Origin of the sequence: Meridianimarinicoccus aquatilis, from assembly GCF_004358675.1 — a bacterium.
GTDB lineage: Bacteria > Pseudomonadota > Alphaproteobacteria > Rhodobacterales > Rhodobacteraceae > Meridianimarinicoccus > Meridianimarinicoccus aquatilis.
Window position 1 is genome coordinate 1 of sequence record NZ_SMZO01000015.1, and the last position, 18227, is coordinate 18227.

The 18227-nt window shown below is 56.8% G+C and carries 18 protein-coding genes and 1 tRNA gene; 8 read left to right on the forward strand and 11 right to left on the reverse strand.

Annotated elements, in window-relative coordinates; all coding sequences use genetic code 11:
* The 3 genes from E2L05_RS08390 to E2L05_RS08400 all read right to left on the reverse strand — a co-directional run.
* Positions 1–257, reverse strand: a 257-nt coding sequence (locus E2L05_RS08390; RefSeq protein ID WP_165971713.1) for an NAD(P)-binding domain-containing protein, incomplete at its 3' end; no start/stop codon positions are given.
* On the reverse strand, positions 254–1306 hold the full coding sequence (locus tag E2L05_RS08395) for an enoyl-CoA hydratase/isomerase family protein (protein WP_133342477.1): 1053 nt from the start codon (positions 1304–1306) through the stop codon (positions 254–256). The genes E2L05_RS08395 and E2L05_RS08390, both read right to left, overlap by 4 nt.
* The gene (locus E2L05_RS08400; RefSeq protein WP_133342478.1) at positions 1303–2448 is read right to left on the reverse strand and encodes an acyl-CoA dehydrogenase family protein; all 1146 of its coding nucleotides are present in this window, start codon (positions 2446–2448) and stop codon (positions 1303–1305) included. Before E2L05_RS08400 ends, E2L05_RS08395 begins: the two co-directional genes overlap by 4 nt.
* Before the next feature lie 228 nt (positions 2449–2676).
* Between E2L05_RS08400 and E2L05_RS08405 the strand changes: the two genes are divergently transcribed.
* The 5 genes from E2L05_RS08405 (at position 2677) to E2L05_RS08420 (ending at position 6971) form a co-directional block, all read left to right on the forward strand.
* Positions 2677–3639, forward strand: a complete 963-nt coding sequence (locus tag E2L05_RS08405; RefSeq protein WP_133342479.1) for an ABC transporter substrate-binding protein — start codon at positions 2677–2679, stop codon at positions 3637–3639.
* Positions 3640–3767: 128 nt separating this feature from the next.
* Positions 3768–3929, forward strand: a complete 162-nt coding sequence (locus E2L05_RS20735) for a hypothetical protein (protein WP_165971714.1) — start codon at positions 3768–3770, stop codon at positions 3927–3929.
* Between the two features lie 82 nt (positions 3930–4011).
* Positions 4012–5058 (forward strand): ABC transporter permease, encoded by a 1047-nt coding sequence (locus E2L05_RS08410; RefSeq protein ID WP_133342480.1) that lies wholly within the window; start codon positions 4012–4014, stop codon positions 5056–5058.
* 1 nt (position 5059) lies between these two features.
* Positions 5060–6118, forward strand: a complete 1059-nt coding sequence (locus E2L05_RS08415; RefSeq protein ID WP_133342481.1) for a quaternary amine ABC transporter ATP-binding protein — start codon at positions 5060–5062, stop codon at positions 6116–6118.
* 73 nt (positions 6119–6191) lie between these two features.
* Positions 6192–6971, forward strand: coding sequence for a hypothetical protein (locus tag E2L05_RS08420; RefSeq protein WP_165971715.1), 780 nt, complete (start codon positions 6192–6194; stop codon positions 6969–6971).
* Positions 6972–6977: 6 nt separating this feature from the next.
* Here E2L05_RS08420 and E2L05_RS08425 read toward each other — a convergent pair whose 3' ends face one another.
* From E2L05_RS08425 to E2L05_RS08440, 4 genes are all read right to left on the reverse strand, one after another.
* Complete coding sequence (locus E2L05_RS08425; RefSeq protein ID WP_133342483.1) at positions 6978–7463, reverse strand: lytic transglycosylase domain-containing protein; 486 nt, start codon at positions 7461–7463, stop codon at positions 6978–6980.
* Entirely contained in the window at positions 7447–7734 is a 288-nt protein-coding gene (locus E2L05_RS08430; RefSeq protein WP_133342484.1) for a hypothetical protein, read from the reverse strand. The genes E2L05_RS08425 and E2L05_RS08430 overlap by 17 nt, the downstream gene beginning before the upstream one ends.
* 571 nt (positions 7735–8305) lie before the next feature.
* On the reverse strand, positions 8306–9412 hold the full coding sequence (locus tag E2L05_RS08435) for a ParB/RepB/Spo0J family partition protein (protein ID WP_133342485.1): 1107 nt from the start codon (positions 9410–9412) through the stop codon (positions 8306–8308).
* A gap of 11 nt (positions 9413–9423) precedes the next feature.
* Positions 9424–10818: an AAA family ATPase gene (locus E2L05_RS08440; RefSeq protein ID WP_133342486.1), complete on the reverse strand. Its 1395-nt coding sequence runs from the start codon at positions 10816–10818 to the stop codon at positions 9424–9426.
* 619 nt (positions 10819–11437) lie between these two features.
* On the opposite strand from E2L05_RS08440, the gene E2L05_RS08445 reads away from it, so the two are divergent.
* Both E2L05_RS08445 and E2L05_RS08450 read left to right on the forward strand, forming a co-directional pair.
* Positions 11438–12730: a replication initiation protein gene (locus tag E2L05_RS08445; RefSeq protein ID WP_133342487.1), complete on the forward strand. Its 1293-nt coding sequence runs from the start codon at positions 11438–11440 to the stop codon at positions 12728–12730.
* Positions 12731–12893: 163 nt separating this feature from the next.
* Positions 12894–14288, forward strand: coding sequence for an exopolysaccharide biosynthesis polyprenyl glycosylphosphotransferase (locus E2L05_RS08450; RefSeq protein WP_133342488.1), 1395 nt, complete (start codon positions 12894–12896; stop codon positions 14286–14288).
* A 37-nt stretch (positions 14289–14325) separates the two neighbouring features.
* Here E2L05_RS08450 and E2L05_RS08455 read toward each other — a convergent pair whose 3' ends face one another.
* Genes E2L05_RS08455 through E2L05_RS08470 form a run of 4 tightly spaced genes read right to left on the reverse strand, consistent with a single transcriptional unit; the run spans position 14326 to position 17855 of the window.
* Entirely contained in the window at positions 14326–15159 is an 834-nt protein-coding gene (locus E2L05_RS08455) for a metal ABC transporter permease (protein ID WP_133342489.1), read from the reverse strand.
* A complete protein-coding gene (locus E2L05_RS08460) occupies positions 15156–16055 on the reverse strand; it encodes a metal ABC transporter permease (RefSeq protein WP_165971716.1) in 900 nt (299 codons plus the stop codon). The genes E2L05_RS08455 and E2L05_RS08460 overlap by 4 nt, the downstream gene beginning before the upstream one ends.
* On the reverse strand, positions 16048–16968 hold the full coding sequence (locus tag E2L05_RS08465; RefSeq protein ID WP_133342490.1) for a manganese/iron ABC transporter ATP-binding protein: 921 nt from the start codon (positions 16966–16968) through the stop codon (positions 16048–16050). Before E2L05_RS08465 ends, E2L05_RS08460 begins: the two co-directional genes overlap by 8 nt.
* A complete protein-coding gene (locus E2L05_RS08470; protein WP_133342491.1) occupies positions 16965–17855 on the reverse strand; it encodes a metal ABC transporter substrate-binding protein in 891 nt (296 codons plus the stop codon). The genes E2L05_RS08465 and E2L05_RS08470 overlap by 4 nt, the downstream gene beginning before the upstream one ends.
* 167 nt (positions 17856–18022) lie before the next feature.
* Here E2L05_RS08470 and E2L05_RS08475 point away from each other — a divergent pair.
* A tRNA-Ser gene (locus tag E2L05_RS08475) sits at positions 18023–18112 on the forward strand.
* Positions 18113–18227: the final 115 nt, after the last annotated feature.

Consider the following 18227-nt stretch of genomic DNA (forward strand, 5'->3'; position numbering starts at 1 on the left):
GAGCAATCCAGATGTATCGCACCGGGCGACATCACCGGCAGGATCTCCGACGCGACACTGCGCAAGATATTGCCGTTGGGAAGCATGGTGATCACGACCTCTGCCCCGGTGGCGGCAGCCGCCGCTCCATTGCACATGCGGATCCCATCAGGCGCTTGCGCAGATGGATCGAACCCAGCCACATCATGGCCAGCCGCCAGCAGATTGGCCGCCATCGGACCGCCCATATTGCCAAGTCCAATGAAACCAATCTTCATGCTGCGTCCCTCGTCAATTTCAACTCATTCGGTCCCAAGGTATCAAGCATCGCTTTGATTTCTGCATCCGGCACCGGGCCCAATAACCCATGTCCCCAGCGCGGGGTGCGATCCTTGTCGATTACCGCGGCGCGGACACCTTCCAAGAAATCGCCCTTCGCCATTGCGCGATAGGTGAACCGGTATTCCAAGCCCAACGCTGCCGCCATATCTGCCCGTGGATCGGCACGTAACCGCCCAAGCATCTCAACGGTGCAGGCCAAGGCCAGCGGGCTTCCACGTTTCAATGCTGCAAGGGTTCGTTCGGCCCACTCGTCGCCACGCGCCTCAAGATTTGCGACGATACCGCCGAGATCGGCTGCCGCGAAACACGCGTCGATCGCAGGCAGATCCGGCCCCAAGCCAGGCTCAGGCGCAGGAAGCGCGGCTTTGCGCAAATGAGAAATATCGCCTGTGTCGCACAACAACGCGACCAACCCTGGCCAGCTTGCCTCGGGAATGAAGTGATCCGCAAACCCGGCAAGGATCGCATCGCTCGGTCCCATCCGCGCTGCGGTCAACCCAAGGTACGGACCAAGAGCACCGGGCGCCCGCGCCAGCATCAAAGAGCCTCCCACATCCGGGACCAATCCAATGCCGACCTCTGGCATCGCAATACGGCTGCTTTCACCAACGACCCGGTCGGACCCATGACACCCGATGCCCACACCGCCGCCCATGGTATACCCTTGCAAGAGGCTCACAACTGGCTTGGGATACGACGCCAACAGCAGATTCAGCCGGTACTCATCGCGCCAGAAACGGCGCCCATGTTCGAAATCGCCCGCCCGCCCTGTTTCGTACAACTCGGCAATATCACCGCCGGCGCAGAACGCCTTTTGACCCACTGCATCAATCACCACAACGTCGACAGCCGCATCATCGGCCCAACCCTGCAGCGCTGCGTCAATGTCCAGAACCATGTCATAGGTCAGCGCATTCAGCGCAGAAGCACGGTCCAACGTGATACGGCCCGCGCGCCCATCGATCCGGACCACCGCGCCGCTCATGTACCGCGCCCAACCAGCTGGCGCGCCACAATCAGGCGCATGATTTCATTAGTTCCTTCTAAAATCTGATGTACCCGCAAGTCCCGCACAATCTTTTCAATTCCGTAATCCGCCAAATAGCCATATCCGCCGTGTAACTGCAGGCAACTATCCGCGACCGCGCTCCCCGTTTCAGTGACGAACTTCTTGGCCATCGCGCACGCATAAGTAGCATCAAACGCCTGAGTGTCCAACTTCCAAGCAGCCTGTCGAAGCATCACTCGGGCGGCCTGCAGGTCGATCTCGGCCTCGGCCAATCGAAATTGCAAAGCCTGAAACTGATCAAGCGGTTTTCCGAATGCCTTCCGCTCACGCATATAGGCAAGCGTCGCTGTCATCGCCGCCTGCGCCGCCCCAAGCGAACACGCCGCAATGTTCAACCGACCTCCGTCCAGACCCGCCATCGCGTAGGAAAAGCCCCGCCCCTCATCACCCAACAGGTTGCCCGCTGGCACACGGCACCCATCGAACTGAACGGCGCGGGTGGGTTGCGACCGCCAGCCCATCTTATCCTCAAGCGCGCCAAAGCTCAGACCCGGCGTGCCGTCTTCTACGACAAATGCGGAAATACCCGATGCACCCTCTGCGCCGGTCCGCGCCATGACGATATACGCATCCGAATAGCCTGCTCCCGAGATGAAGGCTTTCGACCCGTCCAAAACGAACATGTCCCCATCCCGCACCGCGCGGGTGCGCAGCGCTGCCGCATCTGACCCACTTCCGGGTTCGGTCAGGCAATACGAAAGAACGCAGTCCATCGAAACGGCGCGCGGCAACAACCGCGCCCGCAGGTCGGGCGCAGCATGACGCGCCAACATCGCTGCACACATGTTATGGATCGACAGAAAGGCTGCCACCGATGCACAGGCCGCACTTAGACCCTCAAAAACCAATGTGGCATCCAAACGCGACAAGCCAGACCCGCCGTCGTCTTCGCCCACATACAGGCCGCCAAATCCAAGCTGCGCCAAGTCGGGCCAAAGAGACCGCGGAATAGTGCCCGCAGTTTCCCATTCGCGGGCGAAAGGGGCAATACGGTCGGCACCGAAATCAGACGCCAACTCGAAAATTGCTGCCTGTTCTTCGCTTAATGCGAAATCCATAACTGCTCCCTGACGGGCCTATTCCGACCCTTGTTAGAAAAGTGGTATTTCATATTTTTTCACAAGTCCATCGGGCTACTTTTTTCTAATGCACGCGCATAACCGACACTGAGCCAAGTAAAGTGCACTATTTTCACGCTGCTAGGTCTGGATACGACATGACCTTGTCGCTATTGTGCCATCATCCAAGGCAGAGACGCCAAAAAGTACAACCAACAGGGGAACCACATGAATTTTAAAATTGCGTCCGCAGCACTGTTTGCGGCGATGTCCACGAGTGCGGCACATGCCGAGTGCGGCGAAGTTACCATGACGGAAATGAACTGGGCCTCCAGTGCCGTTGTGACCAGCGTTTCCAAGTTCCTGATGGAACAAGGGTATGGTTGTACCGTGCAGGCGGTTCCGTCCTCGACCGTTCCGGCCCTTGTGTCCGTTGCCGAAACCGGCAAGCCCGACATTGTGTCAGAACTCTGGATCCTTGGCGCGCCGACCTACCAGTCCATGCAGGACGAAGGCGTGATTACCACCCTGACCGACGTTCTGTCCGATGGCGGCAATGAAGGCTGGTGGGTTCCCAAGTACCTCGTTGACGAGCATCCCGAACTGGCGACCGTCGAAGGCGTATTGGCCAATGCCGAGTTGCTGGGTGGCCGCTTCCACTCCTGCCCCGATGGCTGGGCGTGCAAATTCACCAACGATGACCTGACCCGCAATTTTGGCCTGACCGAAAATGGGTATGAAATCTTCATCCACGGTTCCGGCGAAACGTTGGCAACATCGTTGGCATCGGCTTACGAAAGCAAAGAGCCTTGGATCGGCTACTACTGGTCGCCGACGTCGCTTCTCGGCAAGTATGAAATGGTCGCCGTTGACCAAGGCCCCTATAACGAAGAGGTCTTTGAATGCGCGGCAAACCCGGAATGCACCGCAGAAGGTCTGTCCGGCTGGCCCGTCGGACCCGTCAAAACCGTTGTGACCAACGATTTCGCGGATCGTGAACCCGACATCGCGGCCCTGATGACCAATGTGTCTTTCACCAACGCCCAAATGGGTGACGTCCTTGCATGGAAAGAAGCTAACAACGCCAGCAACGACGAAGCCGCAGTCTACTTCCTGACCACCTATTCCGATGTATGGCCTGCTTGGTTGAACGACGAAGCTCGCGAAAAGCTTTCGGCCCTGATCCAGTAAGACCAACAAAGGCCCCCGGCGTCGCGCGCACCGGGGGCCTCTTCACATGCGCCACTCTATAAATTTCTTCTGATCGGCGCGTTCTCTACATAAAACGGGAGCCCGGCATCACCGGGCTTATGGAAAGCTTGCGCTTTACCAATGCTCAGATGAACGACGTTCTGGTTTGGCACCAAGATAATGACACCAGCAACGAAGAAGCTGCGGTGTATTTCCTTACCTCCTATCCAGACGTTTGGTCCCAATGGCTAAGCGACGAAGCGCGTGCAAAACTGGCCGCGCTCCTGTGATTTTCTGATATCGTCGGGTTGCCGTTTTAACAGCACTCCGACTTCACGTAAGCGGCGAAAGCCAGCGAGAGGCACCTGACATATGGCATTCTACGACCAATTATTCGACACGCTTGGCCTACGCGCTTGGTGCGATGCGGGGGGAACAGGCGGCGGCCCGATGACAATGGCGGAGCTGCTTGCCAAAAGTTCCGGCAATTCCGGTGCCGAAGAGAAGCCGACGCCCCTGCTTGAAACACCATTCCCATCCCTGGATGCGCTCAACGCTGCTTGCCCAAGCGTGACACGGACACGGGACATGACAGACGGGGTCGAAAATGCCTTCCTCGCCATTAAGGACCCGCTCAAATTCGTGCTTGACCCGATCACCCAGCCCCTGAGCTGGGCACTGAACGGATCGCTCGAAATGTTTGAAACGATCCCGTGGTTTATCTTGATCCCCCTCCTCGGCCTGCTTGTCTGGTACGCCGCGCGCTCAATGGCGCTGGTGGCTTTCGTCATCGGGTCATTTCTGTTTCTCGGATTGATCGACCACTACATCTACGCCGTCCAAACGCTGTCGATCATCTTTGTCTGCACGCTCATATGTATCGCACTCGGAGTACCCATAGGCATCGCCATGTCGCGATCTGATACGATGCAACGTATCTCGATCCCGATCCTCGACATGCTTCAGACGCTGCCCACATTCGTTTACCTGATCCCGCTGATCTTCCTGTTCTCGGTTACAGAGCCGAAACTCTACGGTATCGCCATCATTCTCTACGCGATCGTGCCTGTGGTGCGCCTGACGGACCTTGGCATTCGCCTTGTGGACAAGGACGTGATCGAAGCTGCCGACGCCTTCGGGATGACCGACCGCCAGAAACTCTGGGGCGTACAGGTGCCGCTCGCGCTGCCCAACATCATGGCGGGCGTCAACCAGACCATCATGATGAGCCTCGCGATGGTCGTCATTGCAAGCCTCGTATCGGCCCCGGGCCTCGGCGTGCTGGTGCTGCGCGGTATTCGTAACCTCGAACTCGGCGTCGGCCTCGTATCCGGTTTTGGCATCGTGCTTCTGGCGGTTCTTCTTGACCGCGTGACCAAGGCGGCCCTCGGCCGCATCAATAAAAGCCAGAAGGCCTGATATGTCCGATACACCGATTATTTCGATTAAAGGCCTCTACAAGATCTTTGGCAAAGATCCGCAATCCGTCATCGACCTTGTCAAGAACGGCATGGGCAAGGATGAACTCCTGGAAAGGCACGGCCATGTGCTTGGCCTGCGCGACATCAATATCGACATGTCGCCGGGCAAGATCACCGTCATCATGGGCCTGTCCGGGTCGGGCAAATCCACACTGATCCGCCACCTGAACAGGCTGATCGACCCCACTGCCGGCGAAGTCATCGTCGCCGGCGAAGATGTGCTGACCTACGACGAAGCACGCCTGCGGACATTGCGCCGGGAAACCATGTCGATGGTGTTTCAGAAATTCGCCCTGATGCCCCACCGAACGGTTCTGCAAAATGCGGGCATGTCCCGGATCGTGCGCGGACAAGACCAGGAAACCGCCGACCGCGAAGGCGCCAAATGGCTCGACAGGGTGGGCCTTGGTGGCAACCACGGACAATACCCCCACCAGCTTTCGGGTGGCATGCAGCAACGCGTGGGCATCGCCCGCGCGCTGTCATCCGACAGCCCCATCATGCTGATGGACGAAGCGTTCTCTGCTCTCGATCCGCTGATCCGAACCGACATGCAAGACCTGCTTCTCGAACTGCAAGAAGAGCTTCACAAGACCATCGTTTTCATCACCCATGATCTAGACGAAGCGCTGAAACTTGCCGACCACCTTGTGATCCTCAAGGACGGCGCGATCGTGCAGCAGGGCGAGCCGCAGCATATCCTGCTCAACCCGGCAGATCCCTACATCGAAGACTTCGTAAGCGACATCAACCGCGCCCGCGTGCTTCGGGTGCGATCGGTCATGCAGCCATGGCAACCGAACCAACACGCCTTCGCAGGCACGGTTGATCAAAACGATACGCTCGAACATCTGATCGAATTGTCCGGAGGGGACACCAACTTTACCTACAAGGTGGAAAGCAAAGGGCACGAGGTCGGCATCCTTGAAATGCGCGACCTGGTGCGCGCACTGGTTCCCGCACGCCCGGCAAACGGCGATGGTCCAGCGGCGCGATAGCCCACCAAAGCGGTCTTAACGGCACATTCACTTACATATGCAAACTTGCGCATGATCCAGCTTAATGAGCCTCATGCGCAAGTTCCCACCTCTTTCCAACCTTCTCGGCGCAGCCTGCCTCGCGCTTCTGCCCGCATGGGGCCATGCCAGCGCGCTTGCGCCTTTCGACTCCGCCGTGGAGTCGCTTCTGGGGTTCACAACCTTCACATTTGAATTCACCGAACAAGACGCCACATCACAGGTCGCCGTCTCACTTGTCGAAGAGATAGACCTTTATCAAACCGCTCTGCGCTTCTCCGACACAGATTTGCCCCCTGCCCCGCTGATGCAAGACGCGCCGCAATTATCGTCCGGGTCTATCGGGCTTGCCATGGCCGGGTTCGTGGGCAACCTGACGAACCTCTCAACCTACGATTCCGTGCGTGTCGTGTTCAGCTTCGACTTACTCATGCCAATACAGGCGATCACAAGCGGCCTATCAAACCCCGCACTCGGTGCAGGCAATGATACAGGTCTGTCGCGTACTTTTGATCGTGTTAAGGCGCGCGGCTATCCGGGGCGCAACAACCAAGCCGGGCACTTCATAGCGTCCCCAAGTTTCCCACGCTTCACAACCACATCAGCCGATGGCACCGTTACTCTGGCGCCGGGTGAAAAGATCACCGTTGTCATCGCTGATTTGTTCCAGCCCATGCCAAATGCCCCGCAGCTTTTCACCCCGCCTCAAACTACCGCTGAGCGACCTTCCCCAGTGGCATCCACACCCCCTGCCCCATCTGCGGTGCCCTTACCCGCCACGCTCTGGTCGCTGCTGCTGGGGCTGGCGGTACTGTGCCGGAAGCGACCGGGCTGATCTTGTTCAGCGAAGCCCGGTCTCTTCAAGCAAGCCTTTGCGTTTCGCCTCATAGTAATAACCGCGCGAGTACCACTTTACCGCATCATCCTGATCACCATCCGCAACCAACCATGCGCCTTTTAAATATCGCACCGCATATTCAAGATTGGTCTCCGCATCCAACAGTCCGCTCGGTGGTCCCCGATATCCCATTGTCGCAGCAGTCTGTGGCAGTATCTGCATCAACCCGTAATAAGGCCCGTTCCGCGCCCAAGGACGGTGTGTACTTTCGCGGATGACCACCCGCTGAACCAACGATACAGGCACCTCATGCTTTGCCGCTGCTGCTTCTATTTGCTGTCGCAGTTCAGGCGTCTCGTTGGGATGAAGCGGCGATGGGTCCACAAAGCCAGTTGGCGAGGTGCCACCGCACCCAGCCAATAAGACCAACGCGAGCCCCGCTACCGCAAGACCCAACTTGGCTTTGTGCAATTTAGCCCAGCCGCGCATCGAATGCTTCAAAGATAGGGTCAGTCCAATTCGTCGCCAACACGTTTGCCGCTTCGGCCCGCAACGACACCACCTCAATCCGAGTTCCGTTCCCTTCTGGGCGGATGAATACCGAAACATCTTCGCCATAGCTGATCAACGTTGGGCCATGCTGCGCAAGCACCACACCACGCGCCTGATCGACTGATACAACGTCGAGACCAGCCGCGCCGACAGCCTCACCAGCAATGGCCCAAACAGAGGCCGGTGGCGCAGCATAGACACGTGCCACCCCTGTTCCTTCGGCGCTCGCCGCGTCGGACAGTGTAGTGCATCCAGCAAGGCCAAGACCGCCCCCCGCCAAAAGAAAGAGGCTGGCCCTTCGTGTTAGTCCATCCTGTCGCATCCGGTCTTTCGCTCTTTTGCCTTCACACCTTTAAGCTATCCTGATTGGTGCATTGGTTTCTAGGGCTCAATCTTTCGCGATGCATATCATAGGCGGATTTGCGCAATAAACCCGGCTACAGGTCAGCCAATACGCAAAAGCACCCGTTTACAGGAGAAGCAGCGATACAAAGGCACCCATTTTCAGGACAAGCACTCAACACGTAAGTACCCACTTACGGGACGCTTCTAACCTCCAGTTATCACGCCCTTTTTTCTACAGATCCAGCCCAAAAGTACCCACTTACAGGACAGCCTTTTGTATTTGGGAACCCATTTGCGGGACATTGATTGATTGGATCGATTTCACTCTGTGAGCTAAAGAATCCAGATCGTAGAATGCGCAATAGTCGAAAATTAAACATTTTGCGCACTCCGTTGATCCATTGATGTGCGGGTTTCGCCGCGAAACGCATAATCTAGCGCGGTTCCAAAAGTCTCTTGATCTCGAACATGACCGTATCAACAAGTTCGCCATCAATTTGCCGACCTTCCAGCCGAATGTAATACCCTTTGGTGTCGCTCTCCCGTCGGATCGAAATGCCGTTTTCTAGGTGATAAATGCCAACACCATCGTCAGGTCGCTTCTCAGGTGCAGATCTGCGAGGGCGCCCTCCTCGCTTCGGCTCTCGCGTTTCGGCCTCGGCAATTTCGACGATGGGCTCAAGCAGGGCCCATTCTTCCACCGGGTCCACACCCTGCCCTGTGGCCAAAGCTTCCCTCAGCCGCCCCGCCAGCCCTGCCCGCAAGGCAGACGCCAGCCGCAACCCGGCCCTCTCAGAAAGGTGCTCGGGGAAAGACAGCATGTCACCCAGTTCCTCATGGACCAGTGCAAACGATCTGATCTTGGATCGCTTCGCCTTGCTGGCCGCATGAAAAAGGCCATTGACCGCCTGCTCGACCGTTTCAAATGCGCCTTGCTGAACCGACAAAACACCCACCCTGCCCCGCTCATATGGCGTAAGATCAGCGCGTATTTCGTTCTCTTCCACCATCGCCAGAAATGCAGCGCCAACATTGCCAGGATGGCGCAGGATGACCTTGACCCGCCCATAGGCGGCATTCGCTGTCTCGGCCTCTAGCGCCCGCAAAGCGGCCAGTCGCCGAAACCCAGAAAGCAGGCCATACCGAGGCCCATCCCCAGGATCCACAATCTCGAATACTTCCAAAGGAAGTCGCAGTCCATTCAAGGAAATGGACGCTTTCAACTCGCCCATGGCTTCCGGATCCATGACCAACCGATCGCGGCTCAATTCGTCTGCAATGATGTCGGCCGTCGGAATTTCAAGCAAGATCAGACCTTCGGCTTCTGCCTGTCTGAGCCGCTCCGCATCCCGTTTATCACGGGCAGCTTCTGCTCGCATATGCGTGGTTTCCGTCGGCGTGAGCGATGCCGCCTCCGCGGCCACCTGTGCAATCGGCGGCATCATTCCAGATGCACTCATCGATGGTTTCGCCGCGAAACCATCTTCCAAACTCTTCAATTCTTCCGCCGAAGGTGCCGTGAGTTTTGTACGTCGTGCCATGTATCAGCCCCTTATTCTGCCGCCGCTTCGTCGGCCTTAGCCAACTGCTCATCCCGCCACCACGACCCGATCAGGATCTCTTTCAACTCGGCATAGGTTCGGTCGAAAGCTTCACGCCCACGAACGTAAGTTTCGCGGTTGAATTCACGATAGTCCGCTTCGTATATGCCGTTGACCTGCTCGCCAGCTTGCCCAACCAACGCCGTGAATTCCTGACGGTGCGCATTCATGAAGTCACCGAAATACGCCTGAATGACATTCGCCAGATCACTCTGCTGGTTCGCATCGAAACGGGTGATGAGGGTTCGAACCACATCCCATTCAAACTTCACTTCATCAATCCCAGCAGCCCTCCGCGCCGCATTTTCACCGTCTTCTATGGACGCGAATGTAGAATAGAGCATGTCAAAAAACCGACCCGTACTGTCGAATTCGAGAAACGACGCGCCCAAAGGCACCAACAGAATATCGGCCGCCGCAAGAGCGTTGATTGTGAGATAACCAAGAGCAGGCGGAGTATCGAGCAGGACAATGTCGTATTGAGATAGAAGGTTCTCATCTTCCAAGAAATTCGTAAGAGCGTCCCACAGCGCCCAACGACGCAAATGCATCCGCCAGACAGGTATCTGAAATTCAGCCCAATAGAGGTTTAGCTGAGCGCCGATCAGGTCGATATTCGGCCAATGGGTCGGCTGCACAATATCCCCTGCGGTGATGTTCAATGCTTCGGTCAGCGTTTCATCAAGGGGCAGGGTGGCCTCACCTTGCGCTGCGCGAACCTCGTTTTCCTCTATGACTTGCCGCGCATAGTCTTTGGCAATCAAAGGAAAAACGGTTTTCCATTCGTCCGGAACCTGTCCGCCCATGATCGACGTCATCGACCCTTGGCTATCGAGATCAATCACCAAGACACGATAGCCATCCAACGCTGCAGACATTGCAAGATGTGCGGCTGTGGACGTCTTGCCAACACCCCCTTTGAAGTTCGCAACAGCAACAACTTTGGCAGGCAATCCCTTTGGCTTGTAAGGGCGATATTCTTTGCTTGCAGCACCGCCTTCGGCAAAGTGGTTTCGCAGCGTAATAACCTCTTCCAGAGTGAACCATTTTGAACCGCTCGCGCCTTCGCCTTGAGGCAGTTCAGGGTTCTGTTTCAAGACGCGCCGCAAGTGGGCGGGCGCAACCGGAATCAGATATCTGCATATTTCCCATGTCGAAAACTTACGGAGGCGTTTTCGGCCATCTGGCGCATAACCGCGCTTTGCCAAATCTTCACGACCACGTGCGGCGAAAGCAGCGGCTTTCGCGAATCGGGCGGTATCGCTAGGCTTAGGCAGACGCTCGGCTGCCGCCTTTGGATCCAAGTTGAAATAGGGCGGTGGAGGGAGGTCGGATTTTTTGTTCATTGCTTACTCGCATGTTTTGCCTGTTACGCTGTGTGCGACGTTTCTTATGATTTGCGCTGAGTATCACACATCACATGTCTTGATGGAATTGCGTTATTTGATCGGATGTTGGGTTTCTTGGAGCGCAAGGTTTCGCCGCGAAACCCTAAAAACCAAAGAGAATAGGTAATTTGCGACCCATATAGCTTTAGGAATCTATCAGATCTTTAGAAGCTTTAGGAAGGCAATAATGTTCTATACCAATACCTTACAGGCATCTCGGTATCCGTATGCGGGAGCAATGGTATCCATCCACAGGACCACAGGGGCCTGTATTCAGGAAGAAGAGGTCTGATTCACGGTCTGACGTGGTTCCGTTTACAGGAACGCTGATATTGTTGTCATTTTTGTCTAGCGTGGACAAATGGAGGTTGGCCTTTGTCGCGCATTGGCTGAACGCCTCTCCTTTAAGTGCCTAAATACGGGATATATTCTGATCAATACAGGCTTTGGGTGAGAAGTCTGTCATCCTGAAAATGGGTACCTACAAGAGACTTGCCGGAAGGTGCCTAATCTGCCAGACTTTTTGCAATACGGTGGCAAAAGATCACCTTCGAGCAGCAGTATCAGGAACAGGCATATGCCAAGCGAAGCGATCGCAGGAGAAATACCTGCGGAGAAACTCACGGGGCCATTGCGCCGTGCGTCGGTCAAAAAGAACGTGGCTGCCATTCATGTGTCTGGCAAACTGACTTTGCTACAGCGCAAGCTTAGCAATGTGCTTTTGTTGAACGCCTATGATGATCTCGCGACGCGGCCCACGCACCGCATTGATGCGCGGACGTTGTGTTTGATGATCGGCTACAATTCGAATGATATGGAAACGTTGAAGGCTAGCTTGCGCGGTCTCGCTGAAACGGTGGCTGAATGGGATATGCTGGGCGAAGACGGCCAGCAGGAATGGGGTGTTTCGGCGCTTTTGTCCTATGCCAAATTGAAAGCGGGAATTTGCGAGTATGCGTATTCTCCGGCACTGGCGGCGAAGTTGCATGACCCCAAAGTGTTCGCTTTGATCAACCTGAATATTCAGCGACGTTTTGCGAGCGGCCATGCTTTGGCGCTGTATGAGAACTGCTATCGGTTTGTCCGTACAGGCAGCACCGGGTGGTGGGATCTGGGATTATTCCGTCGCCTGATGGGGGTGGATGGCTCGAGCTATTACGAGACATACAAACACCTGAATGCTAAGATCATCAAACCGGCTGTGACCGAGGTGAACAAGACGAGCAACATTCTGGTCACTCCGGAAGTTCGGAAACTGGGGCGCACGGTTACGGACATTCGCTTCAAGATCAAGTCGAACCCGCAGTTGGCGATGGTCGATATGGACGCCGGAGACGCGGTACGCCACGGCGCAGTTTATGACAGCTTGCGAAGCCTGGGTGTGAGTGACCGCTTGGCACGGCAATGGATTTCGGAACACGGCGAAGGCTTTGTTGCCGAGAAGCTCGCCTATGTCGGACGGCAGGCGCATGTCAAAAGTCCCGTTCGGTATCTGACGGCGGCTATTCGTGATGGGTTTTCAGAAACCGCAGATGATAGTGGTCAGGTTAAACCCTCTGCCGAACAGGTCTTGGTTGCGGCCGTTCGAAGAGTGGATGAAGAGGCTCGCGAAGAAGCAGAAAAGGCCCGCGATGCGGCATTGTCAGAAGAGCGGCGAGATCGTGCAGCGCGGATGGCGCGGGTCAGGGATGCGGCGGCGGCACGCACGCCGACGCAGCGAGATGCCGACAAACGGTTGTTCTTGTCTGGTCTGAAAGATCCGTTGGAGCGCGAAGACTTTGGCCGTTTCGGGTGGGGATCAGCGCTGAACGCGCGGGCGATCTTTGCGTTCTGGCTTGAAATGCAGCCGGGCATATTTGATGGGCTGTAATCGCATCGCGAAGTAGTGTGCAAAAGGCGGAAAATATGCGCGTTGAGCGTGGAGTGTTTTGAACAAAAATTGCGATAACATCTGACATTTTCAGCAACCAAGCCTTAATCGGTGCGGACTAGTCTGCCCATGTTCAAGGTTGGAGGGTGTGTTGGATCACGAAATGACAGAAGCCGCGCGGATTGTTGCCTGGCGGTTGCGCCGACCGTCGCTGGCGCCGGTTCGGATCGCTCTGTTGGCGGCCTTGGCCGAAGGGTGCGGGTTATTTTTAGCGTCTTGGTTTGCGCAATTTTCGGCCGTGCAGGGGTTTTCTGGCTGGTCGGGCGTGATGTGGTCGGTGATGTTTGTTGGCTGGGCGGTGCCGCTGAGTGCCAGTTTCAGTGGATACAGGTTGGATCGATTGTTGAAACCGGGGCAGGGGGGTCTTCCTGCGGCAGGCGCAGTTTGCGGTGCGGCTCTTGTTGTGGAGTTTGTTGGGGGACCGGGTCTTGTCATCGTTGCGGGAAGCTTGCCTGCGATGATTGCCTTGCGGTTCGGGTTGGCCCCGGCGGCAGGCTGGGCTGTTGAACAGGGCCTCACAGAACGACGGGCGGTTCTGGTCGGTGGCGGCGAGGGGGCCGCGCGCTTGATCCGGGGGCTTGCTGAGCGTGCGGATAATGACATTCGGATTTGTGGCATCTTCGATGATCGCGCCGGCGACCGATCGCCAGACGCGGTGCTGGACGTGCCCAAAATTGGCCGCTTTGATGACTTGGTTGTGTTTTGCCGACAGGCGGAAATTGACATGATTATCATGACATTGCCGCCTGAAGCGGAAACGCGCATCGCGGCTTTGTTGACGCAGTTCAAAGTTTTGCCGGTGCCGGTGCATTTGTCCGCGTTCAGTCGGGACTATCGTTTTGAGGACGGCCCCGATGGGCTGAGTGCCTTGTTGCCCGCCAGTTTTCGCCCGGAACGGCGGCTCCTGAAGCGCGCCTTTGATCTGTCGATTGCAAGCTTGCTGCTTGTTGTTCTGGCTCCGGTTCTGGCAATTGTCGCGGTGTTGATACGATTGGACAGCCCGGGCCCGGTGTTTTTCCGTCAGGTCCGCCATGGTTTTAACGATCGGCCGATCCGGGTCTGGAAATTTCGATCCATGTATCATGATCAGGCAGATGCCGCGGCGATGCGCGTGGTGGTTCGGGGGGATCCCAGGGTGACCCGTGTGGGGAAATTCTTGCGCAAGTCGTCGTTGGATGAGTTGCCTCAGTTGTTCAACGTCTTCGGAGGGACCCTGTCTTTGGTCGGGCCGAGGCCCCATGCGGTTGCGGCACAATCGTCACGTCAAGAAGCGTTTGACAGGATCGTGGATGGGTATTCGGCGCGTCACCGGTTGCCGCCTGGCATCACCGGTTGGGCGCAGGTCAATGGATGGCGCGGGGAAGTGGATGATCCGGAAAGCTTGAGGGCCCGATTTGCCCATGACCTGTTCTACATCGAAAATTGGTCGTTGTGGTTTGATCTTGCCATACTCGTGCGGACACCGATCAGCCTATTTGATACGCGGAGGGCGTATTGAAGGCGGTCATATTTGCCATGAGGGTTATTGCGGCGCATTACGCGTCGCTGACCTCTCGCCGGACCCCCCTTAGGCGGCGTGCAAATGCGATGCAAAAGGCGATAGTCAGGACCAGCACAATTGTCGGGGCAGGGGCGCTGTCCAGATAGAAGCTTGCATAGGTTCCCAAAAAGTTTGCTCCGAATGTGATTGCGACGGCGAGAATGAGCATTCTTTCGAAGCGCCGGGTCAGAAGGAATGCGATTGCGCCCGGTGAAATCAGTAGCGCGATCGCAAGGATCAAGCCTACAGACGACAAGGTCGCAACGATCGTGGCGGATAGAGCCGTCAGCAATCCGTAATGCAACCAAACTGTGCGCAGCCCGCACGCCTTGGCTTGGGCGGGGTCAAACGCGTGAAGCAGAAGGTCTCGCCATTTTAGTATGAGTCCCAGTGTAACAGCCAAGGCGATCAAACCAGACGTCCAGAGATCTTCCGCACCTATGCCAAGCATATTGCCGTACAGAATGTGGTTGAGATGTTGATCGCTTGGAAAAGCGACGAACAAGATGATGCCAACGCCGAACATCCCAGAGAACACCACCCCCATGACGGTGTCTTGCTTGAGGCGGCTGCCATCGGCAAGAAACCCGGTGAGCAGTGCGCACACCATTCCCGCGCCGAAGGCACCGACTATCAAGGGCAACCCCGCCAACCAAGCCAGGACGATGCCCGGCAGTACGGCATGACTGACGGCGTCGCCCATGAGCGACCAACCCTTGAGCACAAGAAAACAGGACAATATCGCCAGCGGCGGCGCAATTATCGCACCGATGAGAAACGCATTCTGCATGAAGGGCAGTTGAAATGGCAGAAGTGCGGCGTCGATCATTGCGAGGGACCTTCACAAGCATCGGGGTTCACGAGCCCCGGGGTGGCACGCAGTGCGTCGGCTGCCCGTCGCCGGGCGGCGAGCCAACCATGTTTCGGAGCAAAGAAGTAGACCAGTAAAAAGATCAAGGTTTGCAGAGCGACGATAATGCCGCCAGTTGCGCCATCGAGAAAATAGCTTGCATATGCACCGAAGAAACACGTGAGCACGCCAATCGAGACGCTGACCATAATCAGTCTGGGGAAACGGTCGCAAAGCAGATAGGCGGTCGCGCCGGGGGTGACGACCAATGCAATCACCAAAAACGCGCCGACGGTTTGCATGGCCGCGACAGTCGCCGCCGCCAAGAGCGTGAAGAATATGCCGCGCAACAGGCCGGGGTTCAGGCCGATGGTACGGGCGTGGTTTTCATCGAAGAACACAACCATGAGATCGCGCCACTTGGCCAAGAGGACCCCGAGCGATACGCCTCCGATGAGGACCAACTGCAGCGTATCACTTGGTGTGATGGCCAAGATGTTGCCCATAGTGATCGCTTGAAGATCGACCGAAACGGGGTTGAGCGATACCATGAACAGCCCTAGCCCAAAGAAGGACGTAAATATCAGCCCGATGATGGCGTCTTCTTTCAGCCCCGAGCGCTGGTTCAGGAACAGCATGGCCGCTGCCGCCAATCCGCCCGAGAGAAACGCGCCTGCCGCAAAGGGCAGACCGAGCATATAGGCACCGGCCACACCTGGAACGATGGCATGGCTGAGCGCGTCGCCGATCAGCGACCAACCCTTGAGCATAAGATAGGCGGACAAAAAGGCACAGACACCGCCGACCAGCGCCGATACCCACATTGCAGTTGCCATATAGGTGTAACTGAATGGTTCAAGCAGGAGGTCAATCATGGCGTTTTGCCGTGTCAGAGCGGGCAGGGGGATCGACCAGAGGCATGCCAGCTGGCTTTCCGCCATATGTCACAAAAGGCCGTTCATCGTCGGTCATGACCCTGATCCGGCGGGGGTCGTCATCATCATGCAGGTCTTCCCCGCCAATGGTGAAGTGTCGCAAGACGCCGCCGAAAGCCCGTTCCAGGTTGTCGCGGGTGAAAATTTGGTCTGTCAGGCCATAGGCCAGAACGGTGCCCTTGACCAAAACAGTTCGGTCACAAAACTCTGGAACCGATCCCAGATTATGTGTGGAGACCAACATCACGCGGCCCTCGCTGCGCAAGTCGCGCAGCAGCTCGGTAATTTGTTCTTCGGTCTTTACATCGACACCAGTGAACGGCTCATCGAGCAGGATGACCGAGGCATCCTGGGCCAGGGCACGTGCAAGGAACACACGTTTACGTTGGCCGCCCGACAGCTCGCCAATTTGGCGATGGCGAAAATCGCTCATGTTGACACGCTCAAGTGCCGCGTCGACAGCAGCGTGGTCAGTGGTGCGGGCCCGGCGGAAGAACCCCATGTGGCCATACCGACCCATCATGACAACGTCTTCCACCAGTACCGGAAAAGACCAATCCACCTCTTCCGCTTGCGGTACATAAGCGACGAGATTTTGGCGCAGCGCTTGCGGAACGGGAAGGCCCAGAACACGAATTGTTCCCGAGGCCGCTGGCACGAACCCCATGATTGCCTTGAACAAAGTGGACTTGCCTGCGCCATTGACACCAACCAGTGCAGTTATGGTCCCGGTGGGGATTTCAAAGCTGGCGTCGTGCAAGGCCGTGTGCCCGTTGCGATAGGTCACTGTCAGGCCGCGGGCGCAAATCCCGGCATCGGGCGCTGACTCTGTATGGGCTGGTTGGGCTGTCACTGTTGCGCCTCGGTTAGTCCGTTGACGATGGTTTCGGTCGTGACGCGCAACAGGTCAAGATAGGTTGGCACCGGGCCGTCTGCCGTGCTCAGGCTATCGACATATAGAACGCCGCCAAACTTGGCTCCGGTTTCGCGAGCGACTTGTTCTGCGGGGGCACTGCTGACGGTGCTTTCGCAAAAGACGGTTGGGATATCGTGCGCGCGGACCTGATCGATGACCGCGCGGACTTGTTGGGGCGTTCCGGTTTGGTCCGCATTCATGGGCCACAAGTATAGTTCTTGCAGGCCGAAATCGCGGGCGAGATAGCTGAACGCACCTTCGCATGTTGCAAGCCACCGGCGACTTTCGGGCAAGGCTGCGAGGGCGTCGCGTAGCGGATCGATAGTTGCGCGGATTTCGGCTTTGTAGGTTTCGGCATTAGCGCGGTAGGTATTTGCGTTTTCGGGGTCGTGTGTCGCAAATGCCGTTGCGATGTTGTCGACATAGGTCAATGCGTTGTCTCGGCCCATCCATGCGTGGGGATTCGACAGGCCTTCGTAGGATCCGGTTGCGATAGGAATGGGCGCAATCCCGTCGCTGAGCACAACTGAAGGAATTCCGCGCAGGTTGCGCAGAAACTGTTCGAACCAAAGTTCCAGGTTCAGCCCGTTCCACAAGATCAGGTCTGCGTCGAGCGCGCCGACGATGTCTTGTGGGGTGGGATCATAGCCGTGGATTTCGGCGCCCGGTTTGGTGATTGACCTGACCTCTGCGGCGTCGCCGGCGACGTTGCGCGCCATATCGGCGAGTACGGTGAAAGTTGTTACGGCCTTGAATTTATCTTCGGCCAAGGCGGTGTGCGCCGCACTGCAAAGAAGAGTGGTTAGGAGTATGGTTCGGATCATGCGCGCTATCCCATCAGGTGTTTCACTGTGAGATATGCGAACCATTCTCAACAGGCAAGGTTTTTGAGAACTATTCTCAACTGGGGGGCATGTGCCTTGTTTTTTGTAACGCTAGTTTTTCGTTGGATACTTGTCAGCGCGGGAAACACGAGTTAGCAGAACACAACGGAGCGGTGGCCGAGCGGTCGAAGGCAGTGGTCTTGAAAACCACCGTGCGTGAAAGCGTACCGTGGGTTCGAATCCCACCCGCTCCGCCACCTGCCTTCGAAGAAAGTTTCTCTGAGCCCTGTATCGGCCGGATTTTCTCGTGTTTTCAATGGGGTTTGCAGGTTAGGCTATTCACTGCCGCAGGCCGGAGAGTCCGGGAATCCG